This is a genomic window from Microcystis sp. LE18-22.4A (genome assembly GCF_027531105.1).
Classification (GTDB): Bacteria; Cyanobacteriota; Cyanobacteriia; order Cyanobacteriales; family Microcystaceae; genus Microcystis; species Microcystis aeruginosa.
In genome coordinates this window covers 1-25,728 of the sequence record NZ_JAPZRB010000348.1, presented here as the reverse complement: position 1 = coordinate 25,728, position 25,728 = coordinate 1, and the positions used below count along the sequence as shown (strand labels likewise).

Annotated in this window: 37 protein-coding genes, 1 tRNA gene and 4 pseudogenes; 28 read left to right on the top strand and 14 right to left on the bottom strand. The window is 41.7% G+C overall.

The features are described 5' to 3' along the window. The 4 genes from O9295_RS15810 to O9295_RS15795 form a co-directional block, all read right to left on the bottom strand. Positions 1–1,145 (bottom strand): S1 family serine peptidase (locus O9295_RS15810; RefSeq protein ID WP_288033747.1); only part of this gene is annotated, 1,145 nt, incomplete at its 3' end. A gap of 231 nt (positions 1,146–1,376) precedes the next feature. Beyond that, a complete protein-coding gene (locus O9295_RS15805; protein ID WP_288033746.1) occupies positions 1,377–3,839 on the bottom strand; it encodes a CHASE2 domain-containing protein in 2,463 nt (820 codons plus the stop codon). 15 nt (positions 3,840–3,854) lie between these two features. After that, on the bottom strand, positions 3,855–4,982 hold the full coding sequence (locus tag O9295_RS15800) for a DUF1822 family protein (RefSeq protein WP_288033750.1): 1,128 nt from the start codon (positions 4,980–4,982) through the stop codon (positions 3,855–3,857). A gap of 2 nt (positions 4,983–4,984) precedes the next feature. Beyond that, positions 4,985–6,232 carry a sigma-70 family RNA polymerase sigma factor gene (locus O9295_RS15795; RefSeq protein ID WP_288033743.1) on the bottom strand — a complete coding sequence of 416 codons (1,248 nt, stop codon included), beginning with the start codon at positions 6,230–6,232 and terminating at the stop codon, positions 4,985–4,987. A gap of 466 nt (positions 6,233–6,698) precedes the next feature. Here O9295_RS15795 and O9295_RS15790 point away from each other — a divergent pair, with 466 nt between their 5' ends. Together O9295_RS15790 and O9295_RS15785 are read left to right on the top strand one after the other, a co-directional pair. Next, positions 6,699–6,788 (top strand): hypothetical protein, encoded by a 90-nt coding sequence (locus O9295_RS15790; protein WP_288033742.1) that lies wholly within the window; start codon positions 6,699–6,701, stop codon positions 6,786–6,788. A 1-nt stretch (position 6,789) separates the two neighbouring features. Next, positions 6,790–7,011: pseudogene (locus O9295_RS15785) on the top strand (Uma2 family endonuclease); the annotation flags it as partial. A 96-nt stretch (positions 7,012–7,107) separates the two neighbouring features. On the opposite strand, the gene O9295_RS15780 reads toward O9295_RS15785, so the two are convergent. The 5 genes from O9295_RS15780 to O9295_RS15760 form a co-directional block, all read right to left on the bottom strand. Further along, a complete protein-coding gene (locus O9295_RS15780; RefSeq protein ID WP_061432383.1) occupies positions 7,108–7,449 on the bottom strand; it encodes a HepT-like ribonuclease domain-containing protein in 342 nt (113 codons plus the stop codon). After that, positions 7,446–7,739 (bottom strand): nucleotidyltransferase family protein, encoded by a 294-nt coding sequence (locus O9295_RS15775; protein WP_190357964.1) that lies wholly within the window; start codon positions 7,737–7,739, stop codon positions 7,446–7,448. The genes O9295_RS15780 and O9295_RS15775 overlap by 4 nt, the downstream gene beginning before the upstream one ends. A gap of 234 nt (positions 7,740–7,973) precedes the next feature. Continuing rightward, positions 7,974–8,879, bottom strand: coding sequence for a tetratricopeptide repeat protein (locus O9295_RS15770; protein ID WP_288033741.1), 906 nt, complete (start codon positions 8,877–8,879; stop codon positions 7,974–7,976). A 351-nt stretch (positions 8,880–9,230) separates the two neighbouring features. After that, positions 9,231–9,374 (bottom strand): putative toxin-antitoxin system toxin component, PIN family, encoded by a 144-nt coding sequence (locus O9295_RS15765; RefSeq protein ID WP_002796344.1) that lies wholly within the window; start codon positions 9,372–9,374, stop codon positions 9,231–9,233. Then, complete coding sequence (locus tag O9295_RS15760; protein WP_002796343.1) at positions 9,371–9,640, bottom strand: hypothetical protein; 270 nt, start codon at positions 9,638–9,640, stop codon at positions 9,371–9,373. The genes O9295_RS15765 and O9295_RS15760 overlap by 4 nt, the downstream gene beginning before the upstream one ends. A 290-nt stretch (positions 9,641–9,930) precedes the next feature. Here O9295_RS15760 and O9295_RS15755 point away from each other — a divergent pair, with 290 nt between their 5' ends. Continuing rightward, positions 9,931–10,071 (top strand): hypothetical protein, encoded by a 141-nt coding sequence (locus tag O9295_RS15755; protein WP_186814396.1) that lies wholly within the window; start codon positions 9,931–9,933, stop codon positions 10,069–10,071. 228 nt (positions 10,072–10,299) lie between these two features. Further along, positions 10,300–10,653, top strand: a complete 354-nt coding sequence (locus tag O9295_RS15750) for a hypothetical protein (RefSeq protein WP_287969989.1) — start codon at positions 10,300–10,302, stop codon at positions 10,651–10,653. A gap of 279 nt (positions 10,654–10,932) precedes the next feature. Here the strand turns inward: O9295_RS15750 and O9295_RS15745 are convergent, their stop codons facing one another. The 4 genes from O9295_RS15745 to petJ all read right to left on the bottom strand — a co-directional run bounded on the left by O9295_RS15745 (position 10,933) and on the right by petJ (position 14,247). Then, positions 10,933–11,337 (bottom strand): HNH endonuclease, encoded by a 405-nt coding sequence (locus O9295_RS15745; RefSeq protein WP_002796341.1) that lies wholly within the window; start codon positions 11,335–11,337, stop codon positions 10,933–10,935. A 140-nt stretch (positions 11,338–11,477) separates the two neighbouring features. After that, positions 11,478–11,852, bottom strand: coding sequence for a hypothetical protein (locus O9295_RS15740; protein WP_002796338.1), 375 nt, complete (start codon positions 11,850–11,852; stop codon positions 11,478–11,480). Positions 11,853–12,130: 278 nt separating this feature from the next. After that, positions 12,131–13,810, bottom strand: a complete 1,680-nt coding sequence (locus O9295_RS15735) for a DUF3352 domain-containing protein (RefSeq protein ID WP_288033739.1) — start codon at positions 13,808–13,810, stop codon at positions 12,131–12,133. Positions 13,811–13,926: 116 nt separating this feature from the next. Further along, positions 13,927–14,247 (bottom strand): cytochrome c6 PetJ, encoded by a 321-nt coding sequence (petJ, locus tag O9295_RS15730; RefSeq protein WP_002732729.1) that lies wholly within the window; start codon positions 14,245–14,247, stop codon positions 13,927–13,929. 192 nt (positions 14,248–14,439) lie between these two features. On the opposite strand from petJ, the gene petE reads away from it, so the two are divergent. The 3 genes from petE (at position 14,440) to O9295_RS15715 (ending at position 17,135) form a co-directional block, all read left to right on the top strand. Then, positions 14,440–14,817, top strand: a complete 378-nt coding sequence (gene petE, locus O9295_RS15725; RefSeq protein WP_079205634.1) for a plastocyanin — start codon at positions 14,440–14,442, stop codon at positions 14,815–14,817. 433 nt (positions 14,818–15,250) lie between these two features. After that, entirely contained in the window at positions 15,251–16,978 is a 1,728-nt protein-coding gene (locus O9295_RS15720; RefSeq protein WP_016514268.1) for a succinate dehydrogenase/fumarate reductase flavoprotein subunit, read from the top strand. A gap of 83 nt (positions 16,979–17,061) precedes the next feature. Further along, positions 17,062–17,135: transfer RNA gene (locus O9295_RS15715), tRNA-Met, on the top strand. A gap of 36 nt (positions 17,136–17,171) precedes the next feature. Here the strand turns inward: O9295_RS15715 and O9295_RS15710 are convergent. Continuing rightward, positions 17,172–17,318: a TauD/TfdA family dioxygenase gene (locus O9295_RS15710; RefSeq protein ID WP_271992670.1), complete on the bottom strand. Its 147-nt coding sequence runs from the start codon at positions 17,316–17,318 to the stop codon at positions 17,172–17,174. Between the two features lie 23 nt (positions 17,319–17,341). Between O9295_RS15710 and O9295_RS15705 the strand changes: the two are divergent. The 21 genes and pseudogenes from O9295_RS15705 to O9295_RS15605 form a co-directional block, all read left to right on the top strand. Beyond that, positions 17,342–17,470 (top strand): annotated as a pseudogene (locus O9295_RS15705) (DUF3782 domain-containing protein); the annotation flags it as partial. Between the two features lie 154 nt (positions 17,471–17,624). Then, entirely contained in the window at positions 17,625–18,071 is a 447-nt protein-coding gene (locus O9295_RS15700; RefSeq protein ID WP_288033736.1) for a hypothetical protein, read from the top strand. Positions 18,072–18,110: 39 nt separating this feature from the next. Next, positions 18,111–20,183 (top strand): annotated as a pseudogene (locus O9295_RS15695) (tetratricopeptide repeat protein); the annotation flags it as partial. 80 nt (positions 20,184–20,263) lie between these two features. After that, positions 20,264–20,500 carry a DUF4258 domain-containing protein gene (locus O9295_RS15690; protein ID WP_002762131.1) on the top strand — a complete coding sequence of 79 codons (237 nt, stop codon included), beginning with the start codon at positions 20,264–20,266 and terminating at the stop codon, positions 20,498–20,500. Beyond that, positions 20,497–20,715, top strand: a complete 219-nt coding sequence (locus O9295_RS15685; protein ID WP_002762133.1) for a DUF2283 domain-containing protein — start codon at positions 20,497–20,499, stop codon at positions 20,713–20,715. The genes O9295_RS15690 and O9295_RS15685 overlap by 4 nt, the downstream gene beginning before the upstream one ends. 44 nt (positions 20,716–20,759) lie before the next feature. Further along, positions 20,760–20,942, top strand: coding sequence for a DUF1902 domain-containing protein (locus O9295_RS15680; protein WP_002762135.1), 183 nt, complete (start codon positions 20,760–20,762; stop codon positions 20,940–20,942). A 34-nt stretch (positions 20,943–20,976) separates the two neighbouring features. Further along, positions 20,977–21,180, top strand: coding sequence for a RelB antitoxin-like protein (locus tag O9295_RS15675; RefSeq protein WP_002732229.1), 204 nt, complete (start codon positions 20,977–20,979; stop codon positions 21,178–21,180). Then, positions 21,177–21,446 carry a type II toxin-antitoxin system RelE family toxin gene (locus tag O9295_RS15670; RefSeq protein ID WP_061432389.1) on the top strand — a complete coding sequence of 90 codons (270 nt, stop codon included), beginning with the start codon at positions 21,177–21,179 and terminating at the stop codon, positions 21,444–21,446. Before O9295_RS15675 ends, O9295_RS15670 begins: the two co-directional genes overlap by 4 nt. Before the next feature lie 53 nt (positions 21,447–21,499). Then, entirely contained in the window at positions 21,500–21,637 is a 138-nt protein-coding gene (locus tag O9295_RS15665; RefSeq protein ID WP_192846038.1) for a hypothetical protein, read from the top strand. A 1-nt stretch (position 21,638) separates the two neighbouring features. Then, on the top strand, positions 21,639–21,971 hold the full coding sequence (locus O9295_RS15660) for a DUF6883 domain-containing protein (protein ID WP_002800853.1): 333 nt from the start codon (positions 21,639–21,641) through the stop codon (positions 21,969–21,971). A gap of 10 nt (positions 21,972–21,981) precedes the next feature. Next, positions 21,982–22,224 carry a DUF4926 domain-containing protein gene (locus tag O9295_RS15655; protein ID WP_012267894.1) on the top strand — a complete coding sequence of 81 codons (243 nt, stop codon included), beginning with the start codon at positions 21,982–21,984 and terminating at the stop codon, positions 22,222–22,224. 32 nt (positions 22,225–22,256) lie between these two features. Beyond that, a pseudogene (locus O9295_RS15650) lies at positions 22,257–22,394 on the top strand (element excision factor XisH family protein); the annotation flags it as partial. Then, complete coding sequence (locus O9295_RS15645) at positions 22,382–22,717, top strand: XisI protein (RefSeq protein ID WP_002762148.1); 336 nt, start codon at positions 22,382–22,384, stop codon at positions 22,715–22,717. The pseudogene O9295_RS15650 and the gene O9295_RS15645, both read left to right, overlap by 13 nt. A 96-nt stretch (positions 22,718–22,813) precedes the next feature. Next, positions 22,814–23,053 (top strand): DUF2283 domain-containing protein, encoded by a 240-nt coding sequence (locus tag O9295_RS15640; RefSeq protein WP_288033733.1) that lies wholly within the window; start codon positions 22,814–22,816, stop codon positions 23,051–23,053. Between the two features lie 108 nt (positions 23,054–23,161). Beyond that, positions 23,162–23,464 (top strand): DUF433 domain-containing protein, encoded by a 303-nt coding sequence (locus O9295_RS15635; RefSeq protein WP_002795644.1) that lies wholly within the window; start codon positions 23,162–23,164, stop codon positions 23,462–23,464. After that, positions 23,465–23,728: a DUF5615 family PIN-like protein gene (locus O9295_RS15630; RefSeq protein WP_231859671.1), complete on the top strand. Its 264-nt coding sequence runs from the start codon at positions 23,465–23,467 to the stop codon at positions 23,726–23,728. Positions 23,729–23,811: 83 nt separating this feature from the next. Beyond that, positions 23,812–24,231, top strand: coding sequence for a XisH family protein (locus O9295_RS15625; protein WP_288033731.1), 420 nt, complete (start codon positions 23,812–23,814; stop codon positions 24,229–24,231). Beyond that, entirely contained in the window at positions 24,219–24,557 is a 339-nt protein-coding gene (locus tag O9295_RS15620; RefSeq protein WP_012267885.1) for a XisI protein, read from the top strand. The genes O9295_RS15625 and O9295_RS15620 overlap by 13 nt, the downstream gene beginning before the upstream one ends. A gap of 12 nt (positions 24,558–24,569) precedes the next feature. Continuing rightward, positions 24,570–24,710, top strand: a complete 141-nt coding sequence (locus O9295_RS15615; RefSeq protein ID WP_288033730.1) for a hypothetical protein — start codon at positions 24,570–24,572, stop codon at positions 24,708–24,710. 81 nt (positions 24,711–24,791) lie between these two features. Continuing rightward, on the top strand, positions 24,792–24,974 hold the full coding sequence (locus O9295_RS15610; RefSeq protein ID WP_061432391.1) for a hypothetical protein: 183 nt from the start codon (positions 24,792–24,794) through the stop codon (positions 24,972–24,974). A gap of 58 nt (positions 24,975–25,032) precedes the next feature. Then, on the top strand, positions 25,033–25,272 hold the full coding sequence (locus tag O9295_RS15605; RefSeq protein ID WP_079205630.1) for a type II toxin-antitoxin system RelE family toxin: 240 nt from the start codon (positions 25,033–25,035) through the stop codon (positions 25,270–25,272). Positions 25,273–25,728 lie beyond the last annotated feature (456 nt).

Sequence of the window (25,728 nt, the reverse complement as noted above, 5' to 3'; positions counted from 1 at the left end):
TTATAATTCGCTATTTCCGCAACGGGATAATTGTCCAGGCTTTCAAACTGAAAAACTGCTAAATCTACCCCTTCCTGCCGGATGATGGTGCTTTTCTCGATGTTTCGAGTTTTGCCGTCGCTGGTGACGACGGTGTAGGTGAAATTGAGACAAGGTTTACTTGCAGCATCTTGACTTTTTTCCTTCTCGCAGAAGACGTGATCGGCGGTTAAAACTGTGTAAATATTCCCTTCTTTAGCGATAATGACACCGCTACCGTTTCCACCGCTCGTACTATCAATCCGCACGGTGAAACCCTTCGCTTTCGCTTCTAATTCGGCGATATAGTCATTAGAGGCGGTGGTTTCTATATCGGGGTTCACCGGCGGTAGGGGTAGGTTATAGGCGCTGAGGATTTCGGGACGGATGTAGATTAATAGGGTATTGATGGGAATGCCCCAATTAACCGCTCTCATCTTTTGGATTTCTGCGTCTGTGGGTTTTGTACCGTCTTCGTAGGTGTAGTTAGAGAGAATCGGATGGGCCGATCGCCCGTTAATGCCGATTAACTCCCCATCAACAAAAATGCCGCCGCCACTCATTCCCTGCACGATATCGCCACTATAACCGACGCTGTAGCCATCCCGGAGGGGTCGAGCGCTCACCTGTTCGAGGGTTCCCTTTGTCGTCCGATACTGTCCCGTTTCGGCAACATATCCCGCGGCCACCACTTCTAAACCGATGCTGTTTTGATTGATGGTAAACTCCGCGATGGTGGCGATCGAATATTCCCGGGTATCGCTAAACTCCAGCAGAGCGAGATCTTGATTCTCCGATAGGGAATTGGGGACAATGCGGGCTGCACGGCTGTGGCCGTCGTAAGTTTGTACCTGTAGGGTTTTCGTGTTGCGGGTAACGTGGGCGTTGGTTAGGATAAGGTAATTATCGCCTTTTTTAGCGATAATTGTCCCCGATCCCCGGTTTGTCTCGCTAGTAATCTTAACGGTGACTCGTTGTAGGAATTGCTCCTCGGTAAGCTCCCGATCGCCCTGTGCCGTCAGAATGGGATGATTAGAAATATTTCCGGCAGCCGGGGTGATAAGGGTTAACCCGGGTTGAGGCAGTAGGGAGAAAAGAAGGATGAGGGCGATCGAAGGTTTGATCATGGCTGTTACCTAGAGTTTGCTGAATAAATGTGAAATGTAGGCAAGGTAAGAGTTTTGTCGTTTTTCTCGTGAAACAGGTGCAAGATTTTGAGAGAATCGTGCCTCAAAACCTTGCGTCTTCATCGGCCCGGGTCCTGTAGGGGCGAAGCATTCGGGCAATAACCTATCGGTGAAACCGGAGATTTTCTATCCGAATGCTTCGCCCGTACTTTTTCAGCAAGCCTTACCTTGCTATTTTAAGTAGTAAGAACGAAGAAAAAAGAAGATACCGGAGGTGGTAAGAAGTGCGATCGCTGGGGGGATAATCGGAACCCAGAGACCGAAATAACTAAAGAGAAGCCAACCGATACCAGTAAGGGAAATCACAGCGATCGCCACTGTCAAAAGTACCGTTTTTACCCGAAGAAAACGCCACGTTAATAATCCCCCCACCAGAGACCAACCCAGCACCCAGAAAGCCTCTTGTAGGGGATTCCAAAAAGCGATCGAGGCTCGTTCTCCTGTCATTGTATCGAGAATTTGACTGACTGCGTGCGCGTGCAAATAAACCCCCGGAATTGCTTCCGATGGGTTGCGACTAAAGGGGGTTAAAAAATCATCAATCCCGGGTTCTGTTACTCCAATCAGGACAATTTTTTCCCGGACTGATTCGGAATTAAAACGCGGATCTAAAACCTGTCGGAGAGATTTTTTCGGAGCAATTTTTATGATTGCATCGATGCCATTATCGGCGATTCGACGGTAAGCGAGCATAACTTGACGGCCGGATCGGGTATCGGATTGACTGGTTCTATAGGGGCCGAGGTTGGATTGTAGCCAGTCACCGAGATGAGTATCCCCGATATTAATTTCTAGAATTCCCCGCTCCAGTTTATTGCAGTCAAAATCTTGATTCTGGGATTCTAGATATCGTTTGGCAATTAGGAGACTAAAACTAGGAGCATAATCTTTAAAATTACAGGACATTGAGTCAACTTTGGCCAAAGAATCCGGGGGAAGACAGGGAGAGGTGCGATCGAGTTTTGCCTGATATAAAAAACGACGAATTCGGGGAACTCCGGCAATGGTTTCGTCTGGGACTATGTTACTAAAACCACTCTGATTTTTTGGCAGTTCCGGGGGTGGGGGAAATCCGTCCGGTTGCGGGTAATTATTAAACTTACAAATCGAGATAAAATTAGGAGTATTTTGTAATTGTTTGGCTAGGGGTGGATAATCTTGACTGGCAGCGATGGGACGGAGGATATCTAAGGCGATAATTTGCGGTTCGTAGGGCAGTAATTTATTTAAAAGCTGCGATAATGCTTCTCCTGCGAGGGAACGTTTTTGATCGCTTCCTGGTATTGTTGGTCTTTTCATACCCATGCGATCTTGATAGGCCCAATCTTGGCGATCAATGGTAATAATTAATAATCTTTCGTCGGGTTTATCTTTGGGTTTTAGTTGCATCAGACGATCATAAATATTTAATTCTAAGGGTTCTAAAATTCCTGTTTCTCTTATTGCCAAGACTGTCATCGTTACGGCTAAACCTAAACCGAAAGTTAGAGCAAATCGTCGCCAATTTTGTTGTTTTTGAGGGGAGTTACTGAAACTATGCCAAGTGGGGGGTTCTTCGGTGGGATTGGGGCAAACTACGGGCAGCCAACTGGCACAGGGATAGTCTTTTTCCCAGTCATCGTGCAGATTTTTTTGGGCTTCATGTACGGCGCTATAGAGAGATTTATTATTGGTAAAAGCGGTTAAAAAGTATTGCAGAAATTTGGGAGAAACAGGATCGGGTAATTTCTCGCGCATAAAGATTAGATGGGGTAATGCCATCCCTTTTTCCCGGGATAGTTGTTGTGCCAAACCGATACCATCACAGGAGTTAAATATCGCTAATTTTAACCCGTTTTTAGTGGCTTCTCCCAGGGAAAAGCTAAAATCAGCTATCTTTAATTTATGAGTTTCTGTTAGTTGAATTTCGCAATCTTGGCCATCTTCTGTACTGGCACTATGACCGCTAAAAAAGAGGATATTCCAAGTTTCTTGACGCAATAACTGATTTAATTTTTGCGGGTGAGGGGCTTTTTCCCAGATAATTTCTGCTCCTGCTTTTCCCGCAATATTGTCTAAAGTTTTGCGATCTTCTTCGAGAAATCTTAAGTCGGTGGCATAGCCTAAAATGGCTAAAATCCGAATTTTTTCATGATTTCTTAATTGTCTGGTTAAGGTATCGTATTCCGAGACAATAATGGCTATATCTGCGCCAGTATTTTGGAGGATTTCCCATTTTTCCCAGGGGAATCTTTGCAGCCAAATATTATCGGTTTGTAACCAGATACGAAAGTTATTGCCAGAGCGCAGAATTGCGGTTTTGATCGGTTCAAATTCTGGGCTATTATTCAACCATTTGTTTAAGTTATCCTCAAATAATTTGGCTTTTTCTTGGCAGTTTTTAAAGACTAAACTCTGCTGAGAACTATTGGTAATTTGTTGAGGATTGCTATCTTTTAAGACTTTAAAAAATCCCTCTAATTCACTATAGTGACGTTGCCATTGACGGTAAAGAGTTAATAACTCTAAATTAGCTGGTAGCCTTGCTTTGATCACAGTTTGGGGACGAGAATTAAGATCGGGACGAATTTCTAATTTTACTTTAAATCCCCGATCAAATGTGCCATCTAGTTCGAGAGTTAAGAGTTTAATCATTAAGTTTTTCCTCGCTTACACTTGTAAATATTCGGTTACTCTTGCCGATTCTAAAGCCACTTCAATGAAGAATTTATCCCCCAATTCAGCATCAAATCGATAACGAATAAATTCATCGTTATCTGTGGCAATTACTTCTCGAAAAACCTGACCAGTTTCGGTGAGAATACTTAATTTTAAATGGGGGGGTAAAGTGCTTGTTTCTCCCGTGGGGTAAACAGTCGCTTGCAGGCTAAATATTTCTTCAATTTTAGCGATAGTAATCATCAAAGCGAGGGGATTTCCCAGTAATTCTACTCCTAAATCTTTGATGCGTTTAATTTCTGTATTTTTGAATGCTGGAACCAGTGACAGTGAGCTAAAATTGAGGATACTTTGCCAATCAATGGGGAAATTATCGGCAAACCAATTGGTTAACTTGACGGGGGATTTTTGCCGACGGGTAATTAAAATTTTTCTCCAGTTACTATTGACTATAACTGCTGCCCATTCTTGAAAAGTAACGGCTTTTCTGGGAAAGATTAACTGAGGATTAGCTAAGATGTCTAGCAAGGTTGTCAATCTATCTAAAGATAGTTTTTCTTCCATCTTTTCTGGTTCAATCTTCACTGCTTGTAATTGACACTCTTCCCATAAATCCAAAGAATCTGATCCTGATTGCAGTTGATTTCTCGGTAGAGAGTAGTTAAGATTACGCTTAATATATTGTCCTTTTTCTTTAATATCTTTATGGGTAGTAGAACCCCAAATTCTCAGATGACTTTCGGCAGTGTTTACCTGTACCGCTAGATAATAATCACCAATTAATTGAGGAATATCTACCCATTCTTGAGGAATTTCGATCGCTTCTAGATCCAGAGTTTCGCTGGCAATAACTATTACTGACTTTTCGCCTAATTTAACGGTAAAACCATTAACTCCTAGTTGCCAGAAATCCTCTTGATTTTCTACTAAGCTAACCCCAGGCATCCCTGACTGTAGATAGTTAAAAATAACTTGTTGACAGAGATAATTAACATAAAATCTCTGACGAATACTGGCATCAGTAAAACTGGCACTTTTTGCCCAACTTATCTCTTGAATATCGGCGGGTATTTCTAGCCAAATGCTATCAGGAGTTAGTTCTAACCAATCATTAACCATAATTAATCCTCCTGAGTTGTTGCGCTGGTTTGATAGTAGTATGTTAGCCATGGTTCTATTGCCTTACTAATAACTTCTCTATCGTGGGACTGGAAAGAAATATGCAGGTTTTCGCTGGCCCAGGGTAAAAACTTTTTAGCGAGGTGACGATAAACTTTATCCAGTTCCCTAGAAACCTGATATTGTTTGATAACTACCGTGGTGATTTCTGTAATCTTAGCGGCAATTGCCACTTGTCCCAACCCCAACCCATAAGTCATCTCTAGAATTAACTGAATTTGCGGATGCAGTTTTGCCTGTTGCGGCTGCTGACAAATCTGTGAAATTTCTGCCCCTAACCAAGCTAGAATTTTTTGGTGGTTTTGTTGCGACTCGCGAAAATTTTCCGCCGCTTCTAATTGCTGCCAAGGGGTATCATGATCAGTATCTTCGATCATTTCTTCCCTCGTGCTACTTTCCTCACCCCCGAAAGGTTGCTGTAGGGAAATTGTTTTTCCTTGGGGAAATAAATGATCAAAAATAGCTTGTCCCGCATCCTTTAACCATCGGGTAATTGTCGCAGAATTGATTTTGATGGTAGAGTGGCTATCCGAGTTATAAGCAGCGGCGATTTTTTGCCAGATTTCTGGACTAGGTTCCTGAATTTTACCATCGGTTTTGATTTTTGCCTGGGCATAAATTTCTTTATAGTAATCCCAAGCTAAAAGGTAATTTTCGAGAGTTTCTCCCACTAATCCCCTCGCCAGGAGAGCTTGGCTGAGACGCGCTCCGGTAGAATTAAGTAGTAGGCTCCAAGTATTATGGCCGAATGCTTGACTAATCTGACGGATGCGATCGATTAAGCGATATTTAATCCTCTGAGTGGCAAAATTATCGAAGCGAGTAGAGAATAAAGGCTTAAAGTCAGCTAAGATAGCCTCAAAACCAAGAATTCCTTCGTTAAAGTAGTCTTCGATCTGATAATCCAGTTTAGCTTGATATTTTTGATAGATTTCGGCAGCAGCCCAGTAGCAAGGTTCCTGTAAATAAGCGTATAAATGCCCACGGAAAAGATGATTTTGGGAACCGTGATTCTGATACTGTTGGTGAAAGAATAGGGACCAATACTCCTCGGACTCGACATTAGGATCGATTGGGCCATAGCTTTCCATGTTACGACGCAAACGCCGATCGCAATTCCATTCTGTCCTATTTTGCCGCAAAACTAAAAAGCAACAAAACTTCTCCAGCAAAGTCTCTCGTTTTTTCATCTAGCTACTCCCCGTGGAGGTCAACTAAACTCTCTATCGTTCCACTTCGAGATTTTATGCAGTATTATAGCAGTTATCTTAATGGTGAGGTACAAATTTTTCGTTTTGAGGAGTCGAGAGTCTGGGGAGTCAGGAGTGAGGAGACGATTGTGCAAACGTTTGTATTAATTTAAGAGTCACTGATAATTAGGGTTTGCTGAAAAAGTTTGTTGGTGGGGTTAGGAGTCATACTAAATCCGGTTATTAAAGAATGATTATTTATTCTCCCTTTTGCCTATTGCAAGAGTGCATGAGTGCCTGTCCTGATATGTAGCATAAAGGGATTGGGGGAGATTCGGCTAATCTAAAAATAAGCGATTTAAATACGTCTTAGCTTACAATTATTATTAACTTCGATCGAACAGGGAATCTCCCAAGTAAGTCCAGTCAGGTTACTTGAGAATTGGGGTTACAAGTTGGGGGTAAAATGGGGATTTCTTTAGTTACAAAAGATTCAGCACCAGCTAATATTAAAGTTGCTATTGAATGGGAATTTAACCAAGATAAGGGAGGTTAGTATGCAAGTTCAAGTCGAAAAACGGTATTATACACCTGAAGAATATTGTCAGCTAGAAGAAACAGCAGCATACAAAAATGAATATCTAGATGGAGAAATTATTCCAATGGTAGGAACAACTACTAATCATAATCTAATTGCTGGTAATTTTTATAAAAATTTTCCGACTAAGATTAATAATGAAGATTATTGGGCTTTTATGAGTGATGTACGGTTATGGATTTAGGTGTTGGCTGTTGGGTTTCGCTTTCCCTGAGAATTGAGAGGTTTTCTTTAACCTATTTATTCGCTCAACCCAACCTACAAAATTAGACTTTGATTAAGTATTGACTGATTCTAGATGCCTGAAAATCTGTTCTCTTAAATTATCCAAATAATTCTCTACCACATCCCAAACTGTATTAAGGTCAATTCCCCCTAAATAATCATGTACTAAAATATTCCTAAAACCAGAAATATTACGCCAGTCAACATCGGGAATATTTGCCTTTAATTCCTCCGAAAGCCGTTGAGTTGATTCTGCCAAGGTTTGTAAGCGTCTAATGATAGCATCGCTGATCATTGAATTAGCAAAAAACTCCTGTTTTCCTCCTTGGGAATACTCCTTAATTTTATCAATACAGTCTAAAATATATCCAAGATAAACTTGATCTTCATTCATAACTTAATTGCCTCCTTTAAGATTCGCTGTTTAATTAGATGATGAAGGCTTTCTTCAGTTACTACATCCACTTTACACCCTAAGAGATCCTCTAAATCAACTAATAATCCACCAGGAAACCAAGGGGATGTTTTAGCTAAATCATAATCAATTAAAAAATCAATATCACTATTTTCGGTTTCCTCACCTCTAGCAACGGAACCAAATACACGCACATTAAAAGCACCATGTTTGGTGGCAATTTTTAGGATATCCTCTCGTTTGTCTTGTATGAGTTGTTTTAGGGTCATAAAATAACATCCATCGCGAAGGTTTTTAATGAACAATTAACAGACTAGACTAGAAAAAACTAAATACTGATAACAATTATCCTAGGTTGAATTGACCCAAGGAAACCCAACAAAAAGCCATGAGAAGCGATCGCCTATTCCGACGGATTGAGGTGTTGGCTATTGGGTTTCCCTTTCCCCTAAAATTGAGAGGTTTTCTTTAACCCATTGATTCGCTCAACCCAAGAAAAAGGACTAGACCGCGCCTAATAGCCGTAGGAGTTCCATAATCTTTTCATATAACGCCGCGTTTCCTTGCTGGCGGGACAGTTCGGCGGCTTGTCGGAAATCTCTGATCGCTTTTTCCCTTTCTTGTCGAGAGTAATAAAGAACCCCGCGATTGGCGTAAGCCTGGGCTTCTCGGGGATTAATGTTGATCGCCTGATTGAAATCGGACAGGGCGAGGTCTGGTTTTCCCTCTTCGTGGTAAAGAAACCCCCGATTGAGGTAAGCCTCGGCCAATCGGGGATTAATGTTAAGCGCCTGATTGTAATCGAACAGGGCGAGGTCGGGTTTTCCCTGTCCGTAGTAAAGAAACCCCCGATTGTTGTAAGCATTGGCGTATCGGGGATTAATGTTGAGCGCCTGATTGTAATCGGACAGGGCGAGGTCGGGTTTCCCCTGTTCGTCGTAAAGAATCCCCCGATTGTTGTAAGCCAGGGCGTATCGGGGATTAATGTTGATCGCCTGATTGAAATCGGACAGGGCGAGGTCGGGTTTCCCCTGTCCTTTGTAAAGATTCCCCCGATTGCTGTAAGCCAGAGCCAATCGGGGATTAATGTTGAGCGCCTGATTGTAATCGGACAGGGCGAGGTCGGGTTTTCCCTGTTCGTGGTAAAGAAACCCCCGATTGTTATAAGCCTCGGCGTATTGAGGATTAATCTCGATCGCTTTGGTGAATTCAGCGAGGGCGAGATCGTATTTTTCCTGTTGGATGTAGCCAACTCCCCGGTTATAGTGGCCGATCGCGTCTTGATTGTTCCCTTGAGCGATCCGGGTTTCGGCTGGTTGTCGGCTCTCTAGCGCCATGACGGGGCGAACAGTCGCGAGGGTGGAAAGGCTGATTAGGCTGACGGTGGTAAGAAGGGCAAAGGATTTCATGGCTAGTTCCTCGGTGGGGATGGTTTTAAATTCTACTTAGGGTTGGCTGAATATCGGTGTAAATCCTGCTAAAAAAGGTTTTTGGGCTAAAAAAGCCTAAAAATATTATCCAACAAGGTTTTTAGATTGATTCAGCAACCCCTACTTAATTCATAGGCTGCTTTTTTGGGAATATACAGAATAGGCTTTTTTTGTCTAAAAAGCACTAGGCTACTACTATCTAAAGTAATTAGAAAGTAGTAAGAGCGATCGCTTTTTTTTAAATCCTACAGTAATCATAGCAATTATTGTCGGTCAAACTTATCTTTTCTCTTGGTGTAAATCGTCAATTAATTACCTTACTCCTCTTCTCTACTCATTAAAGTAGCGACTAAGAAATTCTTGGGGAGTAATGATTGTAATTCTTTGATTTTTAGCTAATTTAAGGATTTTACCCGGAACTCCTCCCCACAACAATCCTGAAATCCAAACATTGACATCTACAACAACTTTCATGAGTTGGCGCGTCTAATTTGGCGAGCTTCTTTAATCATCTGGCTAATCTCAGCTAGAGTCGGTTGATTGGGGTCTGGTTCCATTGCTTCTAGTCGCTCAAAGAATTGCTCTAGATTGACTTTATCTTGATGAACTTTTTTGAGAATGATGGAGTCTTCCGTCAGGGAAATCATGTATTTATCTCCTGGGTTGAGGCGGGTTTGAACTTCAGGAGGAAGTTCGAGGTTTCCTTCTCGATTGATTTGTATGAGTAGCTCTTTGGTCATCGGCTTCAAAATCAACTTTATTAACTTTAGCTGTTAAACAGACTTTATAAATAATCTGATCAAGTTAATTATATATATTTTAGCGAATTTTTCAAGCTAGGGCTTGCTACCTTGGAATCTAATCTGGGAATTGATGACCCTCAGCGATTCGCGTCTGGAGAGGTAATGTTTCTCCCTCTACATTTATACTACCCCAAGAGAGTCCTTCCACAGAATCAATACCACTGGCTACTTGATAACCACCCCCTGAACGCTTAAGATGAGATTATGAGTGATTCGGAGAAAAAAATATGTCAGGATACTACGATGACTGTTTTGACCACATTACTGATCCTGTTCAACGGAATTCTGTTCGCCAGCAATGGTTACAGATGGTTGACGGAGGTTTATCTATTGCCGATGTTAGGATGCTACTAGATAGGGTTTGCTGAAAAAGCTTTTCGGTGGTGGCAGGGTGTGGGGTGTGGGGTGTGGGGTGTGGGGTTTTACCAGTTTTGAGGTGGTCAACTACCTAATTTTCAGGGAAAAAGTCCCGGAATTTTCCCCCGATCCCCGCAATGGCTGGCACTTTTTGAGGGGAAAAAAGTCCAAAAGTCTTATCCAACAAGGTTTTTAGATTTATTCAGCAGACCCTAGATAAGTACCCAGATTTTCGGTTTGTGATTGGTCGGTGGATTTCCACGAAGCCTGAAAGTCTCGGTTTTGGTGATAATACAATAGACAGGTTAAAAGAGTTTGTTGCTACTTTGCCTGAGTTTAAAGATGTATTTGATAAGTATGTTTCTCAACTTGTTTCATCAGATCAGTATCGACAGGGGGAACTTAAAAAACTTGCAACTATATTTCCTCAGTTTAAACAAGTGGCTGAACAGCGTATAAAAGAGAATGAAGAAGAAAGAAGAAAAGCAAATGAAAAACGGAGAAAAGATGACGAACTAAGAATAATAGAACTGATGAGCGAACAAAACAAAAGAGAAGAAGCAGGACGATGGTATACTGATACACCATACTAGTGGACTGTTTCAGTTAATTTGGTGTATTAGAAAAATGCTATAAATTCTATAATCTAAGACTTTAAGCCGAAATCTATTGTCCTATTTTAGCTGAAACAGTCCACTACACGCTAACTCAAGCAAATCTCGATTATCTACAAGAATCAGTTGATATTGCGATTCTCAAGATTAAGAAGGAAACCGAGCAAAAAGTAATGAGAGGGTTGTTTTAAGTTTGTATCTGTGCTACTTTTAAAAGTGGTTTTATCATATTTTTTCTGGTTTATTTAGCTTAACTTTTCAAGGAAAAACACCTAGAATATACCATATTTTTCTGGCACTAATTTGTAAAGTAGAGTTGATGCTTAATACTTCTACTGTTACTCTACCTATTGGCGTTTTTCCTGCGATTTCAAAAGTTTTATTATCGACAAGAAAATGTTCTTCCCATTTGTCTATACGAGGATTAAATAAGCGAAATACTTTTTCTGTCACTGGATCAATTCCCTCAATACGAGCTAATTTATGAAGATTGCAAATACGACATGATAGAGCTAAATTTTCTGGTTTATCTTCCCCTTTTTTAGAGAGGGGAACAATGTGATCTACTTCAAAAGCAAGATTAAAAATAATCTCTGGTGCATGACAATATTCACATCTATGTTTTGCCCTTTTCGCAACGAGAGTATATTGGGGATGGGTCATTTCAGTTATCAGTTATCAGTCATAAGTTGTCAGTAATTACTACCTGAAGTCGATAGCTTTAAATCAGTTGAAATCAGAAAAATTTTAATTTTTGTTCCCTTGAAAAGAGATGCTTGTTACCTTTTGCTCTTGATTATAAATTAATCATTATCTTGAATCTGTTTGATGATTCTTTTCCCTCTTTGAATACTTGCTTGTAATTCTTCCTCAATTAAAGCTGTTAATTCTTGCTGTTTTATCGCAGAAAAATCAGTCTCAGAAGCTAGAGATTGATGAAATTCTTCCATCAGTTCTTGTAAACGTTCTTGTTGCTGTTTGCTGAATAAATTATCAGGACGGAAACGCTGTAAAATCACTAATGTCTCACCCATATTTTCACCTTCAGCAATTAAACTTGTTTCCATAAGATCCAGTGCTTGACCTGGAGTCAAACCACTTGTTTCTTGATTGCCACAAATTGCTTTATATGTCAAGGTTTTTCCTGCAAATTCTGGAACAATTGTGATAGTAGTCATGGTTTAAACAGTAAAGCGAATTTTGCAAGCTCATCCAAAATAATTTGGCTTTTCCATACTTGTTATGCACTTTAACATACTAACCGTAGGTTGACTTGAGCAATAATAACTCTTGTCTGTCAAATATTAGCAACGCTTGAGGGAAACCCAACCACACCAATGTCGTCAAGAATGTTGGGTTTCGCTCAAACCATTGAATCGAGCAGTTTTCTCCTAAGTATTAAATCGCTCAACCCAACCTACAAGCTTCTATCTGATAACTGATAACTGATAACTGATTAAGACTTCACTCCCAAGTTAAAGAAAATCGTTCCCCGACGCACAGAATTTTCGCTACCTTGGCTGCTAATAGTAAGAGAACGCAGATTATTAAATAAAGGCTTAATCGACAATTCTAACACCCGCACGATCGGAAATTTTGCCTCGATTACTGGTTGCAATTGTCGCCAATCGACGTAAAAATAACCATCATTTTCTGCGGGTAAAGCAGTAATCGCCTGTCGAAACTTACCACTACTTAAAATGGGGTTTTTCTGTGCAGATAAAGCTAAACCCATCGCTTCCACAGAACTAGCGATAATTTCATAATTATCGACCCTAGTATGCACTCCCGTCACGAGCGTCTCTAGTTGCGCTTTTCCTCCCGGGACCGCCGTGGTTAACTTTGTCCAAGCTGTCACCGTTCGATCGAGTAAAGGCAGATTAACCACATTATAGCCGCGACTGCGGGCCAACTCATCCAAATGCTCGATCGCACTGTCCACCTCTACCCCCATCACCCGTTCCCCTACAAAAACACTATCGGGTTCCATCCCCTTTGAACTAGGCACGAGAGCGAGGCTATATTCGCCTCTAACCCAGCTAAAAACGTCTTCAGGCAAATTTAAACCTAAAGGCGACTGGAAGCGGTTTAAGACCTGTGTTATTAATTCCTGTAGGGGACTATCTGCTTCTAACCCCTCCTCTACCTGAGTCCAAAAACGATTTAAATCGCGACTAGCGGCGACTAAAAGGCTATTTTCGCCGATAAAAGATAATGCTCCCACGGGACTAGATAAAATTGGTGCTTGGTCATCCTGTCCTAAAACCCCAATTAAGGCGGTTTGAGCGACTATTCCCCCGGATTTGAGGGAAAAAGCCGTGGCTAATCGTTGTTTTGCTTCGGGACTCTCCGGGACGGGTTGATTAGCGATCCAAGCCGATAACGGAGGTAAATTGCCGTAAACGATAGCTATACGCGGTTCGGTGATATTTTTGAGGGCTTCTCGGTAATCAGGGCTATTTTTTAGGTTTAAATCCGGTACTTGCACGTTATTAAGGGCCTCGCGCAAAACCTTGATATTATTGGCAAAAAGCACCGTATCACCGACGACGGCACTAGCGAGAAAACGATTATTATCTCCTGCGGTCAAGGGACGTTGATAAATGAGGTTAACTCCCTTGTAGAGTTCAAAAACGAGGTCAAATTTGCCCGAAACCGCCTGTTTTGAGTAGGAAGCTTGCAGAAATTCCTTAGCGCGTTCACCATCTTTACTTTGAATTGCCAAAAGATAACCCGGTTGGATACCATTATCGGTATCGCGATCGAAATCTAGGGAAGTAACAGCGAGGGTAATTTCTTCCCCTAACCAGGGTTTGATTTCCTTTTGATAATTTAATCCCGTTTTGCCGAGCAGACTTTTTTCTAAATCTTTAATTTCTTGGTGGGAACGTCGTCGATTAGCCGGTGTAGCGATTAATTGACCAAAAGACTCTAAACGTTCGGGATTGACCAGCAAGGATACCATAACTGGGGCCTGTTTCGGCACAAAAATCGCCGCCGCTGGTTCCCGCAGCACCCCACCTTTGAGCAAAGACAGAGGACTATCGGCGAGAATCCAAGCAAAACTGGCTGTAGCGACTCCTAGGAGAATGATTACCGTCGCACCTAAAATATAGAAAAACGATCGCAATTTCACAACCTTGTCCCGAGATGAACCATTAGCTATTTTAAGCCAGCAATTGACCCAAGAATTTCGATCGCTACAATTCTTACCAGACTGACAACGGATAACTCGCCACCGATAACTAACTTTTACCAGCCTTTTTCCGCTTGAGCGAGGACATAATTAGCTACAGCTTCGATATCTTCAGCGCTGAGACGACCACCGAAAGCGGGCATCGCCCCCATACCTTTGGTAACTTGGGTAACGATAGCTTCAACGGAATCTTTGCCGTATTTAACTAAATCTTCTTTTTTCAGGGTTTTAGCGGCATTAACCACGTTTTTACCGCCCATGTGGCAGGAAGCGCAGTTAGCACTGAAAATCGAAGCCCCATCAGCTAAAGCGGGACGAGCCATACCGAATGTAACCACAGCCAAGAGCAAGCACAGGGAAATTAATAATCTTTTCACGATAGGTTCTCCTCTATTTCTTAAGAAATTCCCCAACCATCGTCAGAAAAAACCGGTTTTCTTGTCAAAAGACAAGCTGTCAAACTTGGTGTAGAATGAATCAATGGGACAGTTAAAAGCAAACTTTTACTTTTTTGTCAAAAGACAGGCTGTCAAACTTGTCATCTTCCCTCGTGTAAAGGATTAACAAGCATGAAAAAATTAGGTTTATTGGTCGCTACCCTGGTGCTAGTCGTCTCTAGCTTCTTCTTCAACACTGCCTCCGCTGCTGCGGAAACCTTCACGGTGAAGATGGGCGGTGATGCAGGTACACTACAATTTGATCCCCCCGCCCTCACTATTAAAGCAGGAGATACGGTGAAATGGGTCAATAACAAACTTTCTCCCCATAACATAGTTTTCGATAGCACCAAGGTTCCCGAAGCCCAAGCTGCTAAATTATCCCATAAAGGTCTGGCTTTTTCCGCCGGTGAGTCCTTTGAAAGCACTTTCAGCGAACCGGGTACTTACACCTACTACTGCGAACCCCATCGCGGCGCCGGTATGGTCGGAACGATTACCGTTCAGTAATTATCCGATTTTAACCAAAAATAACTCGCGGTTAACTGCCGCGGGTTGTTTTTTTGGGGTGTGGGGTGTGGGGTGTGGGGTGTGGGGTGTGGGGTGTGGGGTGTGGGGTGTGGGGTGTGGGGTGTGGGGTGTGGGGTGTGGGGTGTGGGGAAGTGGGGTGTGGGGTGTGGGGTGTGGGAAGTGGGAAGTGAGAAGTGGGGAGTGGGGAGTGGGAATTGAGAAGAATCAATAAAAATAATCTTCTGCCTCCTGCCGACCGCCTCCTGTCTCCTGTCTCCTATCTCCTGTCTCCTGTCTCCTGTCTCCTGTCTCCTGTCTCCTGTCTCCTATCTCCTATCTCCTGTCTCCTGAAATATAAAGTCTCGGTTACAAAACTGACTTCCGAGCAATTCTAACCCCACCATAGAAACAGAAGCCCGGAGGAAAATCAGCCATGAAAGAACACGATGTCGTTATAGTGGGCGGTGGGTTAGCAGGATGCCGCGCCGCCTTAGAAATCAAACGCCTCAACCCGACTATCGATGTTGCTGTCGTTGCCAAAACCCACCCAATTCGTTCCCACTCCGTCGCTGCCCAGGGAGGTATCGCCGCCGCCCTGCAAAACGTTGACCCCAAAGATAATCCCAAGGCCCACGCCTACGATACTGTCAAAGGTTCCGATTTTCTGGCTGACCAGGATGCGGTGGATATCCTCACCCGAGAAGCCCCCGAAGTTATCATCGAATTGGAACATCTAGGCGTGTTATTCTCCCGTCTCGAAGATGGACGCATTGCCCAAAGAGCCTTTGGCGGTCACAGCCATAACCGGGCCTGTTACGCCGCCGATAAAACCGGTCACGCCATGCTGCACGAATTAGTCAGTAATTTAGGCCGTAATCAGGTAAAAATCTACGATGAATGGTACGTTTTACGCCTTATCCTCGAAGAAGGTACGGCTAAAGGCGTGGTTATGTACCAAATCGCCACCGGACAGTTAGAAATCCTCCGGGCAAAAGCAATTATGTTCGGGACGGGGGGCTATGGTCGCGTTTATAATACCACCTCCAACGATTTCGCCTGTACGGGAGACGGTTTAGCTTTATCGGCAAAAGCGGGTATTCCCCTAGAAGACATGGAATTTGTCCAATTTCACCCCACTGGACTCTATCCCGTCGGTGTTTTAATCTCGGAAGCAGTCCGGGGTGAAGGGGCTTATTTAATCAATAGCGAAGGTCGTCGTTTTATGGAAGACTACGCCCCCTCGCGCATGGAATTGGCACCCCGGGACATCACTTCCCGGGCCATTACCCTAGAAATTCGCGCCGGCCGGGGGGTAAATCTGGACGGTAGCGCTGGGGGTCCCTTTGTCTATCTGGATTTACGCCATTTAGGCCGGGAAAAAATTATGAGTCGCATTCCCTTCTGTTGGGAGGAAGCCCACCGTCTCGTCGGTGTCGATGCGGTAGAGGAACCGATGCCTGTACGTCCTACAGTTCACTATTGTATGGGCGGCATTCCCGTTAATACCGATGGTCGCGTTCGCTTAAGTGCCGATACCCTCAGCGAAGGCTTTTTCTCCGCCGGGGAATGTTCCTGTGTCTCCGTCCACGGGGCCAATCGTTTGGGCAGTAATTCCCTGTTAGAATGTGTGGTCTATGGGAGAAGAACCGGCAAATCGATCGCTAAATACGTCGAAAAACGCGCTTTTCCCGTCTTTAATCCCGATATTTACCTTCAGGATGCCAAAGAGGAAATCACCGCTTTATTGACCAAAAAAGGCACGATTCGCATCGGTCAACTACGTCAGCAATTCCAAGACTGTATGACCCAACATTGCGGCGTTTTTCGCACCGAAGCGACCATGCGCGAGGGAATTAAACAAATCGGCGAATTAAAGCGCAAATACGAGCAGATTTACCTCGATGATAGGGGGGATTGCTGGAATACGGAACTAATCGAGGCCTGGGAATTACAAAGTCTCATGGTGGTGGGGGAAATTATCCTCACCTCTGCCCTCAATCGTCAAGAAAGCCGAGGGGCCCACTCCCGCGAGGATTTTCCCCAACGGGATGACCAAAATTTCCTTCAGCATACCCTCGCCTATTATTCCCCCTCCGGCATCGATATCGACTATATGCCCGTGGTGATTCAGGATTTCACCCCCGTGGAACGTAAGTATTAACCTCTGGTCGGACGGTAAATGTAAAGGAATATTACAAACTCCTTGGCATTTACCGAGATTTAGTTCTATACTAGATAAAGCAACGCGGGATAGAGCAGTCTGGTAGCTCGTCGGGCTCATAACCCGAAGGTCAGTGGTTCAAATCCGCTTCCCGCCATTACTTATAAAGCTAGTAGTTAACCCCGATTTCCCGTTAGGGAACATCGAACATTACCCTTTCAAGACAGCGATTGGGGTCAATGTAGGATTGGCGAGAATGGAGACAAGTATAATTATCGATGATCAGGATCTGTTCTGCTTTTAAATAGAGCGGAACGTGATAGGCTTCAAACAGTGCCATTTACAAACTGTTTGAAAGAAAAAGCGGGGATTGAAATCGACCACGGCATAGATAGTTATACTTATCGGCGCGGTTTATTTGTGATGAAGCAATCAGGAGAAACGGTTAAAATCATCAACGATGTTCAGTTTCAGCCTGTGGGTTTTGCTTAACTAACAATGGGCGTATTAAAATTAGTTATTCCTTTGGAATCGAGAACAATCAAATAAATGCGATCACCGATTCATTGATACGGCGGTTTAAGCAAACGTTATTCTTTTTTGGGAAAAACTGTATCATTAGAAAAAAATCAAGAGGTTTTTGTTGATGGAACCACTCTTAGTGACTTTGATAACTTGGGCCACGAATATTGCTCCCTTGGCTCGTGCTGCTATTGCCACAGGTTTTTTAGGCAAGACTGGGGAAAATCTTAACGATTCCTTGTTGGCGACACTGCAACGCAAATTTCCTACCTCGCCAACCTTAAAGTTATTAACCGCAGGCAAAGCACCTGAAGTTGAGCAAGCCGTCATTGACTTGGAACCTGTATTAGCTGATTCGGAAGTTACAGAATTATTAACGGAAATGCGGGCGTTGATGAGCAGTAACCAGGAATTAGCCGCTAAGTTAGCCGCAACGGAAAAACAGATCCGCAATACTCAAATTAACAAGGATCAATCCCAGGGTTATCAATTCAACAAAAATGTTGAAGCTAAATTTTTGGGGGGAAACCATAACCATTACTATCCCAGTGACAATAACAAAGAGCATTAGCTGGAGTCGTCTGGTAGGGAACAGACAAAGTTAGCCCCAACGCAATCAGCAACCCTAAATACCACACCTCCGCCAGTAGATGAATGGCAGGGACGACAGGATGAAATCAAGGAACTACAAACCGCCCTCAGCAATGACAAAGTACGCTTAATCGGGATAACCGCCGCAGGAGGCTATGGGAAATCGGCTTTAGCGGTGAAGTTCAAAGAGAAGTTAAACCCTCATTGGCGGGTGTTATGGGTTAGTTTTAGGGAGCGTTATTCAGTAGCGCAATTTGGACGCTGGTTATTAGAAAATTTGGAGCAACCCTACGATGAAAAATGGAACGATGAGACGTTAATTCAGCAGATGATACGGGGACTAATTACCGCGCCTTGTCTGTTGATTCTCGACAACTTAGAAACAGTAGTTCAGACGGCGGGAGATTCAGTTTATGGGCAATTTTTGAGCCGTTGGTTGGGGTCGGGAAACCAGAGTAAAATCCTGATTACCAGTCGGGAACAGCCGAGTTTTGTAGCCAATTTAACGCGGCGTTGTCATTGGTTGCGCCTGGGGGGATTAGCAGAAGCGGACGCAATCGAGTTGGTGAGGGTGAATTACGGTTTGACAGGAACTAATCAAGAATTAGCCGAATTTGTCCACAAGATGGGACGACATCCTCTCTTAATGCAACTGGTTTGTAGTTGGATGAGTGATGAATTTGGAGAAGGGGTTTCTGTCACCGAGTCGCAAAATTTAGGCTTAAATATGTTTGATGTGGAAGGGTATCACCGCGACACGGAAACCTGTGTCAGAGAAGTGATTACCGCCAGTTTAGCGCGATTATCGAAAGAGTTTAGGGAGAGTTTAACGCGGTTATCGGTATTGCGCGAGAGTTTTGATTTAGGGTTAGCGCAGGGATTAACCCCAGAAATAACTGACCAAGATTTACGACATTTTGCTCGTTTGTCTTTATTACAAGAATTTCCCCCCGAACCCAAAGCGAGAAAACCGCGACGGTTTGAGTTTTTGCCTTTAATATCAATGGTGGTGCAAGATCAAGCAAATCCTGAAATATTGCGATCTGCCCATCAATTAGCCTTAGATTATTATTTAGCTCATTTACCTGTCCCTCCCTGGGAATCCTTGGAAGATTTGAAGGAATATTTAGAGGCGTTTTACCATGCAGGAGCATTGGGAGAATGGCAGTTAGCTTACGATATTTTGAATGAGGATCGAGGAGGAGAAGAGAAAGATAAATCGGTTAATAGTTTTTTAGATTTACAAGGATTTTATCGTAAGCAAGCAGATCATTATGAACAGGTGATTGCAGGGAGTCAACGGGAACAAGTTTGTTATCGTAACTCGTTAAGTTATTTGGGAAGTTGTTATCGTTCCTTGGGACAGTACGAAAAAGCGATCGCCTATCACCGGCAATGTCTCGACATCAGTAAGGAAATAGAAGATTGGCAAGGGGTGGCAACTTCTCTATGTGGTTTAGGCAATTGTTATAAGTCCTTGGGGCAGTATGAAAAAGCAATTTTCTATCACCAGCAATGTCACGACATTAGTGAAGCAATGGGCGATCGGAAAGAGGTGGCAATTTCTCGCGGGAATTTAGGCAATTGTTATTATGACCTAGGACAGTATGAAAAAGCGATCGACCTCTACCAGCAATATCACGACATCAGTAAAAAAATCAGCTTTCGGCAAGGGGTGGCAATTTCTTTCGGTAATCTAAGCAATTGTTATTCTTCCTTGGGACAGTATGAAAAAGCGATAGAAGTCTATCAGCAATCTCTCGACATCAGTGAAAAAATCGACGATCGGCAAGGGGTAGCATATTCTCAACATACTATAGGGAGTATATTGCTCAAACTAGAAAACTACAGCGAAGCCGAAAGGAAAATTCAAGCATCCTTAGTAATTTCTCAAGATATTGGTTATAAATATTTAATCGCCTATAGTTTAAGAGTCCTTGCTGAAATTGACCACCAAACGAATCGCCCTGAACTTGCCCTCAGCCATTGCCAAGAAGCGCTTGAATTATGCCAAGAATTGGGGATTCCCTTGTTTAAATATTGTGAGGAATTGTTAGGGCAAATTCAGGGGGATGTAGCAGACAATCTATAAAATTATCCTTAACTCCCATTAAGCAAAACTATGAAAATTAACTTCATTGATACTTATAAGCAAACAATTCAATCGCCTCAATGAAATTTACTCAATACTTTTTAGCCACCAGAAAACGACCAGATCGAGCCAATATCAAAATGGAATGGATTGAATACACAATCAATAATCCTATTCTGGAAGTTCACCAAAATGATGGACGAATTCGCCGCTGGGCATTAATTGAGGAAATAGACAACAAGGCGTTGAGAGTTGTCTTACTCGAAGATGGTATCACAGTTCACAATGCTTTTTTTGATAGGAATTTTAAGCCATGAAAATCACCTACTTTCAAGATACGGATACTCTATATTTAGAGTTCAATAACAATCCTATTGTCGAGACTCAAGAAATCAATGAAAATACCTTAGTCGATCTTGATAAAAATGGGAACATTTGTGCAATTACCTTGGAACACGCCAGAAGCTTAACGGATCTGAATGCTTTTTCCCTAGAAACTATTGTCGCGCCTGAATTAGCTTCAAGTTTATAAGAGTTGTCATAATAAAATTATTCTATAAACTCTATGGATTCCCCATGCAAAACCCAATTAACCTCACTATTGAGCGCTTTCAAGAAAACGGACAAGATTACTATGTCGCCACCAGTCCCGATATACAAGGACTTGTCGCTGAAGCTGATACAATAGATGCCGTCATTGATATTGCCAAAGACTTAATTCCCATCCTATTAGAATTGGAAACAAAGGAGTGTGAATAATGCAAACCGTCCACAAAATGAGGAACAATTAATTATGAACATCAAAGATTATCCCTTTGCTCAAGACTTGATTACGGATAATCAAGGTCAGATACAGCAAGTTATTATTAACTTTGAAGACTATCAACAAATAATAGAAACCTATGAAGATACTGGACTCTATCGCGCCATGATAGACGTTAAAGATGAAACTCCCTTAACTTTGGAGGAAGCTTTAATTGAATTAGAAAAAGAATGAAAATTAACTATCTTCCTACTTTTATCAAGGATCTTAAAGATTTAAAAAGTACCTCCTCTTACTCAGTCATCAAAAACCTTGTCTTTACTGATATTTTAGCAGTTAAGCAGCTAAGCGAAATTAACAACCTTAAAAAATTAAAAGGAGAATATAATGCCTATCGTATCCGAATTGGTGACTATAGAATTGGTTTTTTTGTTGAAGAAGATACAATTACATTTGCTCGTGTTCTTCATCGTCGAGAATTCTATCGTTATTTCCCGTAAAATTTCGGTAGATAAAGAATCATTGAAAAGCCTTTGTCGAAATAGCCCACAAAATGAATCACTGCGATCGCGCTCTCAACTACTGCCAACAAGCGCTTGAATTATGCCAAGAATTGGGGATTTCCTTGGTTAAAGATTGTGAGGAATTGTTAGGGCAAATTCAGGGAAACCTAGGAGAAGCCAACAAATAAAATGAAACTTCCCAATGCCGATCAAGCCAACCTAGGAGACAAACTTGAACGTTACTGCCTCAATCCTGAGCATTCAAAAGGAAAACATAAAGCCTTGCTTTTCAAACAAAGATTAGGGATTACCTTAGCTAATAAAGAAATCCTAGAAAATGCTCTTAAAAAAGCAGTAATGGAAGGAGAAGCCGAACTTTATAAAATCGATCAATATGGCACTCACTATGATCTGAAATTTAACCTCTGTACCGACATCGGAGAATCCTTAATTTTAAGTTGCTGGATTGTCCAAATAACTGAAAATTTTCCTCGTCTTACTAATGTCTATCCCATTAATTAACTAGCCCATGATGAACACCATTCAAGAATACGATCTCGTTGCCCTAACGGAAGATGTTACGGCTACTCACAAAACGACCCATCAGCCCATCCTTCTGCGTCGCGGACAAATGGGAACTGTTTTAATGTCTTTTAATCAGCAAGCTTTTCTGATTGATTTTACCGATCAAAACGGCCAAACCTTTGCGATGGAAACCGTTGATCACTCAAAACTTCTACGGCTGATCAGTGAACCTGAATTAGTCTCAGTCTAAGATAAAACTTTCGCCAACTTTTAGATAGAACTCTTTATCTTGCTATTCGGGAAAAAACTTTCAACAGCTTATTTCATCAAGAAATTGGTCAAATACTCCTTGAAGAAAAAACACTAAAACTAATTATCTTTAACCCTGACAATGAGGTAATCACCCAATGGATAAACTAAACCATTACCGCAAAATTATTCATCAGATTCTTGTCCCCTATAGCCAAATTATTTATAACAATGCGGACATTCAAAATCGTCTAGCTTTTGATCCTCAGAATGATCAATATCTCGTCATTTCAGAAGGTTGGCAACAGAATCAGCGTTATCATGATTGTCTGATTCATTTAGAAATTATTAACGAGAAAATTTGGGTACAATGTGACAACACCGAAGACGGTATCACCAAAGAATTACTAAGCGCAGGCATTGCTAAAGAAGATATTGTTTTGGGATTCCATGAACCTAAAATACGTCAATATACAGGCTTCGCTGTCGCTTAACTTTCAAATATGATGGACAATTCTCAAAACCGCAATCGCCGCCAAATGAATCACTATTAGAAGAAGATTAGAAACTCTTGATAACCCAAGTCAGCCATGAAAATCACCTACTTTCAGGATACGGATACTCTATACCTAGAGTTCAATAACAATCCTATTGTCGAGACTCAAGAAATCAATGAAAATACAAAATACAAAATACAAAATACCTTGGTCGATCTTGATCAGCAGGGGAATATTTGTGCAATCACCTTGAAACAGGCCAAAAGCTTAACGGATCTGAATGCTTTTTCCCTCGAAACTATTGTCGCGCCTCAATTAGGTTCAAGTTTATAAGAGTTGTCATAATAAAATTATTCTATAAACCTTGACGTGATATAATATATATGACATTTGGGCGCAGATTCCTTGTGACCCTATAATCGGACAAATTCGTTATTATCAATGACAACAACTTTAATCAATCACATTGAAATTACCCCAGAAACTTGTGGCGGTAAACCGCGCATCGCAGGTCATCGCATCAAAGTCCAAGATGTCGTTATTTGGCACGAACGCCTGGGAATGTCACCCGATGAAATTGTTTATCATTATCCCAGCATTACTTTAGCTGATGTTTACGCGGCCCTTTCTTACTATCACGATCACCTTGAAGAAATTAGACAACAAATCACAGATGATGATACCTTTGCCAAGGAAATGCAAGCTAAAACACCTTCTCTAGTCCAAGAAAAACTAAAAAAATGAATGGGCAATAAAATTAAATTTCACCTTGATGAAAATGTAAGCTATAACATTGCTCTTGGATTGCGCCAGCGAGGCCTTGATGTTACTACCACTCCAGAAGAAAATTTATTGGGGGTATCCGATGAAATACAATTGCAATTTGCCTTAGCCAATGGTCGCGTGATTTTTACTCAAGATACTGATTTTTTAAGAATCAATCAATCATCTATAACTCATGCAGGAATTGCTTACTGTCCCCAACAAAGTAAATCATTGGTCAAATAATTCGAGGACTACTCTTAATCTGGGAAATTCTTGAACCAGAAGAAATGTATAATCACATAGAGTTTATATAGAACAGCATGAAAATGCCTGCCAAAGATATTTTCCATGATTGTGTAAAACACGCCCTAATCAAAGACGGCTGGACAATTACCCATGACCCCCTACGGATTCGTTTAGCAAGAGGTAAAAACCTGTTTGTTGATTTGGGAGCAGAAAGACTATTAGCCGCAGAAAAAGGAACGGAAAAAATAGCCATTGAAGTTAAGAGCTTTACTCGTCCCTCTGATATGAAAGACCTCCAAGAAGCAGTTGGTCAATTTGTCGTTTATACCCATCTTTTAAGGCGTTATTATCCCGAATATAAACTATTTTTGGCTGTTAGCGAAAACACCTGCAAAACAGTATTTGAAGAAGAAGCAGGTCAAACCTTAATTGAAGATGGTATTATTCAGTTATTTAGTTTTGATCCCAACCAGGAGGTAATTGTACGATGGCTTCCTTAATTGCCCAATATCGGCAAATTATTGAAAAAACATTCCAAGATTATGCCGACTTCCTCGACACCGATCGCCAAATCCAAATCGAATTAGTCCTAGATCAAACCCGCGATCGCTATTTATTGGTTGAAACAGGTTGGCAAAATGGTTATCGAATCTACGGAACCCTATTACATATTGATATTATTGATCAAAAAATTTGGATTCAACACGACGGAACTGAGGATGGTATTGCCGATGAATTAGTAGCCGCAGGAATCCCTCAAAACCAGATTATTTTAGCCTTTAAATCCCCTGAAATTAGACCCTATACAGGCTTTGCTGTCGCTTAACGTTCAAATACGATGGACAATTCTCAAGACCGCGATTGCGCTCTCAACTACTGCCAACAAGCCCTTAAATTCCCCCAGGATCTAGGCATTCCCCTAATGAAAGACGGAGAGGAACTCCTCGTAAAAATTCAGGTTACATTAGAAGGAAATTAGAAAACCTTGATCAGCTATACCAACCATGAAAATTAAAGCAATTCTCAAAATTTAACTTTTTATCCAAATAGGAGAAATTTCATGAGTACCACCATCAATCTTAAAATTACGTTTGAATCTCTAACCGAAGCCATTAAATCCCTTGACTTAACGCAAAAACAACAATTATTAGAAATACTAGAACAACAAATTTTTCAAGCAGAAGAGGCTTACTATCAAGACGATGAGGAAACCCCTAGCAGAACTTCAGCAAGTTCGGGATGAATATCAATCAGGCGACTATGTGACCCTTGAACAATACTTGAGCAAGGATTAAATCATAATGGGTTATAGTATTAAAATCTCTAAATCTGTACAAAAACAGATTGATGACTTACCTAATGCTATGAAAGGTCGTATTCTTGAAAAAATTAAGGGTTTGGAAATAGAACCCTGTCCTTCTGGCATTGTTAAATTAAAAAATTCTGAACAGGAACACCGTCTCCGTATCAGTGATTATCGAGTGCGTTATCAAATTGTGTTCTTCGTTACTTGGTATGGTTTGATCGGGTGGCATAAATAGACTAAATCCTTATCTGGCAAAAGACTTAATTGATTAGCTCGTTCTAGATCGAAAACAATTGGCAAAAATCGAAGCAATGTCTTTATATATAGGGTTTGCTGAATAAATCTAAAAACCTTGTTGGATAAGACTTTTGGACTTTTTTCCCCTCAAAAAGTACCAGATATGGGAGTGATCAGGGGTAAATTCAGGGACTTTTTCCCTGAAAATTAGGTAATTGACCCCCTCAAAATCGGTAAAACCCCACACCCCACACCCTACACCCTGCCCCTAGGAAAAACTTTTTCAGCAAACCCTATTTATTGAGAATAAACGGGCAATCAGACTTAACATCTAGGGGGAGATGTTCCAGTTGCTCGCTTTGTTTTGTCACCCCTTGAAGTCAATCCATCTGGTCAAGATAAGAGATAATATTCCTGGCAAGGTTTGGGAAAAAATCTCAAAATGTTGCGCCTC

Bases quoted from the DNA above. Each gene is read 5' to 3' on its own strand.
- O9295_RS15690 (WP_002762131.1), top strand. From the start codon at position 20,264: ATGAAATTTACTCAATACTTTTTAGCCACCAGAAAACGACCAGATCGA.
- O9295_RS15770 (WP_288033741.1), bottom strand. From the start codon at position 8,879: ATGAAATCCTTTGCCCTTCTTACCACCGTCAGCCTAATCAGCCTTTCC.
- O9295_RS15800 (WP_288033750.1), bottom strand. From the start codon at position 4,982: ATGGTTAATGATTGGTTAGAACTAACTCCTGATAGCATTTGGCTAGAA.
- O9295_RS15615 (WP_288033730.1), top strand. From the start codon at position 24,570: ATGGACAATTCTCAAGACCGCGATTGCGCTCTCAACTACTGCCAACAA.
- O9295_RS15645 (WP_002762148.1), top strand. From the start codon at position 22,382: ATGGATAAACTAAACCATTACCGCAAAATTATTCATCAGATTCTTGTC.
- O9295_RS15625 (WP_288033731.1), top strand. From the start codon at position 23,812: ATGCCTGCCAAAGATATTTTCCATGATTGTGTAAAACACGCCCTAATC.
- O9295_RS15745 (WP_002796341.1), bottom strand. From the start codon at position 11,337: ATGACCCATCCCCAATATACTCTCGTTGCGAAAAGGGCAAAACATAGA.
- O9295_RS15720 (WP_016514268.1), top strand. From the start codon at position 15,251: ATGAAAGAACACGATGTCGTTATAGTGGGCGGTGGGTTAGCAGGATGC.
- petE (WP_079205634.1), top strand. From the start codon at position 14,440: ATGAAAAAATTAGGTTTATTGGTCGCTACCCTGGTGCTAGTCGTCTCT.
- O9295_RS15775 (WP_190357964.1), bottom strand. From the start codon at position 7,739: ATGACCCTAAAACAACTCATACAAGACAAACGAGAGGATATCCTAAAA.
- O9295_RS15630 (WP_231859671.1), top strand. From the start codon at position 23,465: ATGGGCAATAAAATTAAATTTCACCTTGATGAAAATGTAAGCTATAAC.
- O9295_RS15610 (WP_061432391.1), top strand. From the start codon at position 24,792: ATGAGTACCACCATCAATCTTAAAATTACGTTTGAATCTCTAACCGAA.
- O9295_RS15765 (WP_002796344.1), bottom strand. From the start codon at position 9,374: ATGAAAGTTGTTGTAGATGTCAATGTTTGGATTTCAGGATTGTTGTGG.
- O9295_RS15635 (WP_002795644.1), top strand. From the start codon at position 23,162: ATGACAACAACTTTAATCAATCACATTGAAATTACCCCAGAAACTTGT.
- O9295_RS15805 (WP_288033746.1), bottom strand. From the start codon at position 3,839: ATGATTAAACTCTTAACTCTCGAACTAGATGGCACATTTGATCGGGGA.
- O9295_RS15780 (WP_061432383.1), bottom strand. From the start codon at position 7,449: ATGAATGAAGATCAAGTTTATCTTGGATATATTTTAGACTGTATTGAT.
- O9295_RS15670 (WP_061432389.1), top strand. From the start codon at position 21,177: ATGAAAATTAACTATCTTCCTACTTTTATCAAGGATCTTAAAGATTTA.
- O9295_RS15665 (WP_192846038.1), top strand. From the start codon at position 21,500: ATGAATCACTGCGATCGCGCTCTCAACTACTGCCAACAAGCGCTTGAA.
- O9295_RS15710 (WP_271992670.1), bottom strand. From the start codon at position 17,318: ATGGCACTGTTTGAAGCCTATCACGTTCCGCTCTATTTAAAAGCAGAA.
- O9295_RS15660 (WP_002800853.1), top strand. From the start codon at position 21,639: ATGAAACTTCCCAATGCCGATCAAGCCAACCTAGGAGACAAACTTGAA.
- O9295_RS15640 (WP_288033733.1), top strand. From the start codon at position 22,814: ATGAAAATCACCTACTTTCAGGATACGGATACTCTATACCTAGAGTTC.
- O9295_RS15740 (WP_002796338.1), bottom strand. From the start codon at position 11,852: ATGACTACTATCACAATTGTTCCAGAATTTGCAGGAAAAACCTTGACA.
- O9295_RS15685 (WP_002762133.1), top strand. From the start codon at position 20,497: ATGAAAATCACCTACTTTCAAGATACGGATACTCTATATTTAGAGTTC.
- O9295_RS15795 (WP_288033743.1), bottom strand. From the start codon at position 6,232: ATGAAAAAACGAGAGACTTTGCTGGAGAAGTTTTGTTGCTTTTTAGTT.
- O9295_RS15675 (WP_002732229.1), top strand. From the start codon at position 20,977: ATGAACATCAAAGATTATCCCTTTGCTCAAGACTTGATTACGGATAAT.
- O9295_RS15655 (WP_012267894.1), top strand. From the start codon at position 21,982: ATGAACACCATTCAAGAATACGATCTCGTTGCCCTAACGGAAGATGTT.
- O9295_RS15790 (WP_288033742.1), top strand. From the start codon at position 6,699: ATGGGGATTTCTTTAGTTACAAAAGATTCAGCACCAGCTAATATTAAA.
- O9295_RS15680 (WP_002762135.1), top strand. From the start codon at position 20,760: ATGCAAAACCCAATTAACCTCACTATTGAGCGCTTTCAAGAAAACGGA.
- O9295_RS15605 (WP_079205630.1), top strand. From the start codon at position 25,033: ATGGGTTATAGTATTAAAATCTCTAAATCTGTACAAAAACAGATTGAT.
- O9295_RS15700 (WP_288033736.1), top strand. From the start codon at position 17,625: ATGGAACCACTCTTAGTGACTTTGATAACTTGGGCCACGAATATTGCT.
- O9295_RS15755 (WP_186814396.1), top strand. From the start codon at position 9,931: ATGTCAGGATACTACGATGACTGTTTTGACCACATTACTGATCCTGTT.
- O9295_RS15620 (WP_012267885.1), top strand. From the start codon at position 24,219: ATGGCTTCCTTAATTGCCCAATATCGGCAAATTATTGAAAAAACATTC.
- O9295_RS15760 (WP_002796343.1), bottom strand. From the start codon at position 9,640: ATGACCAAAGAGCTACTCATACAAATCAATCGAGAAGGAAACCTCGAA.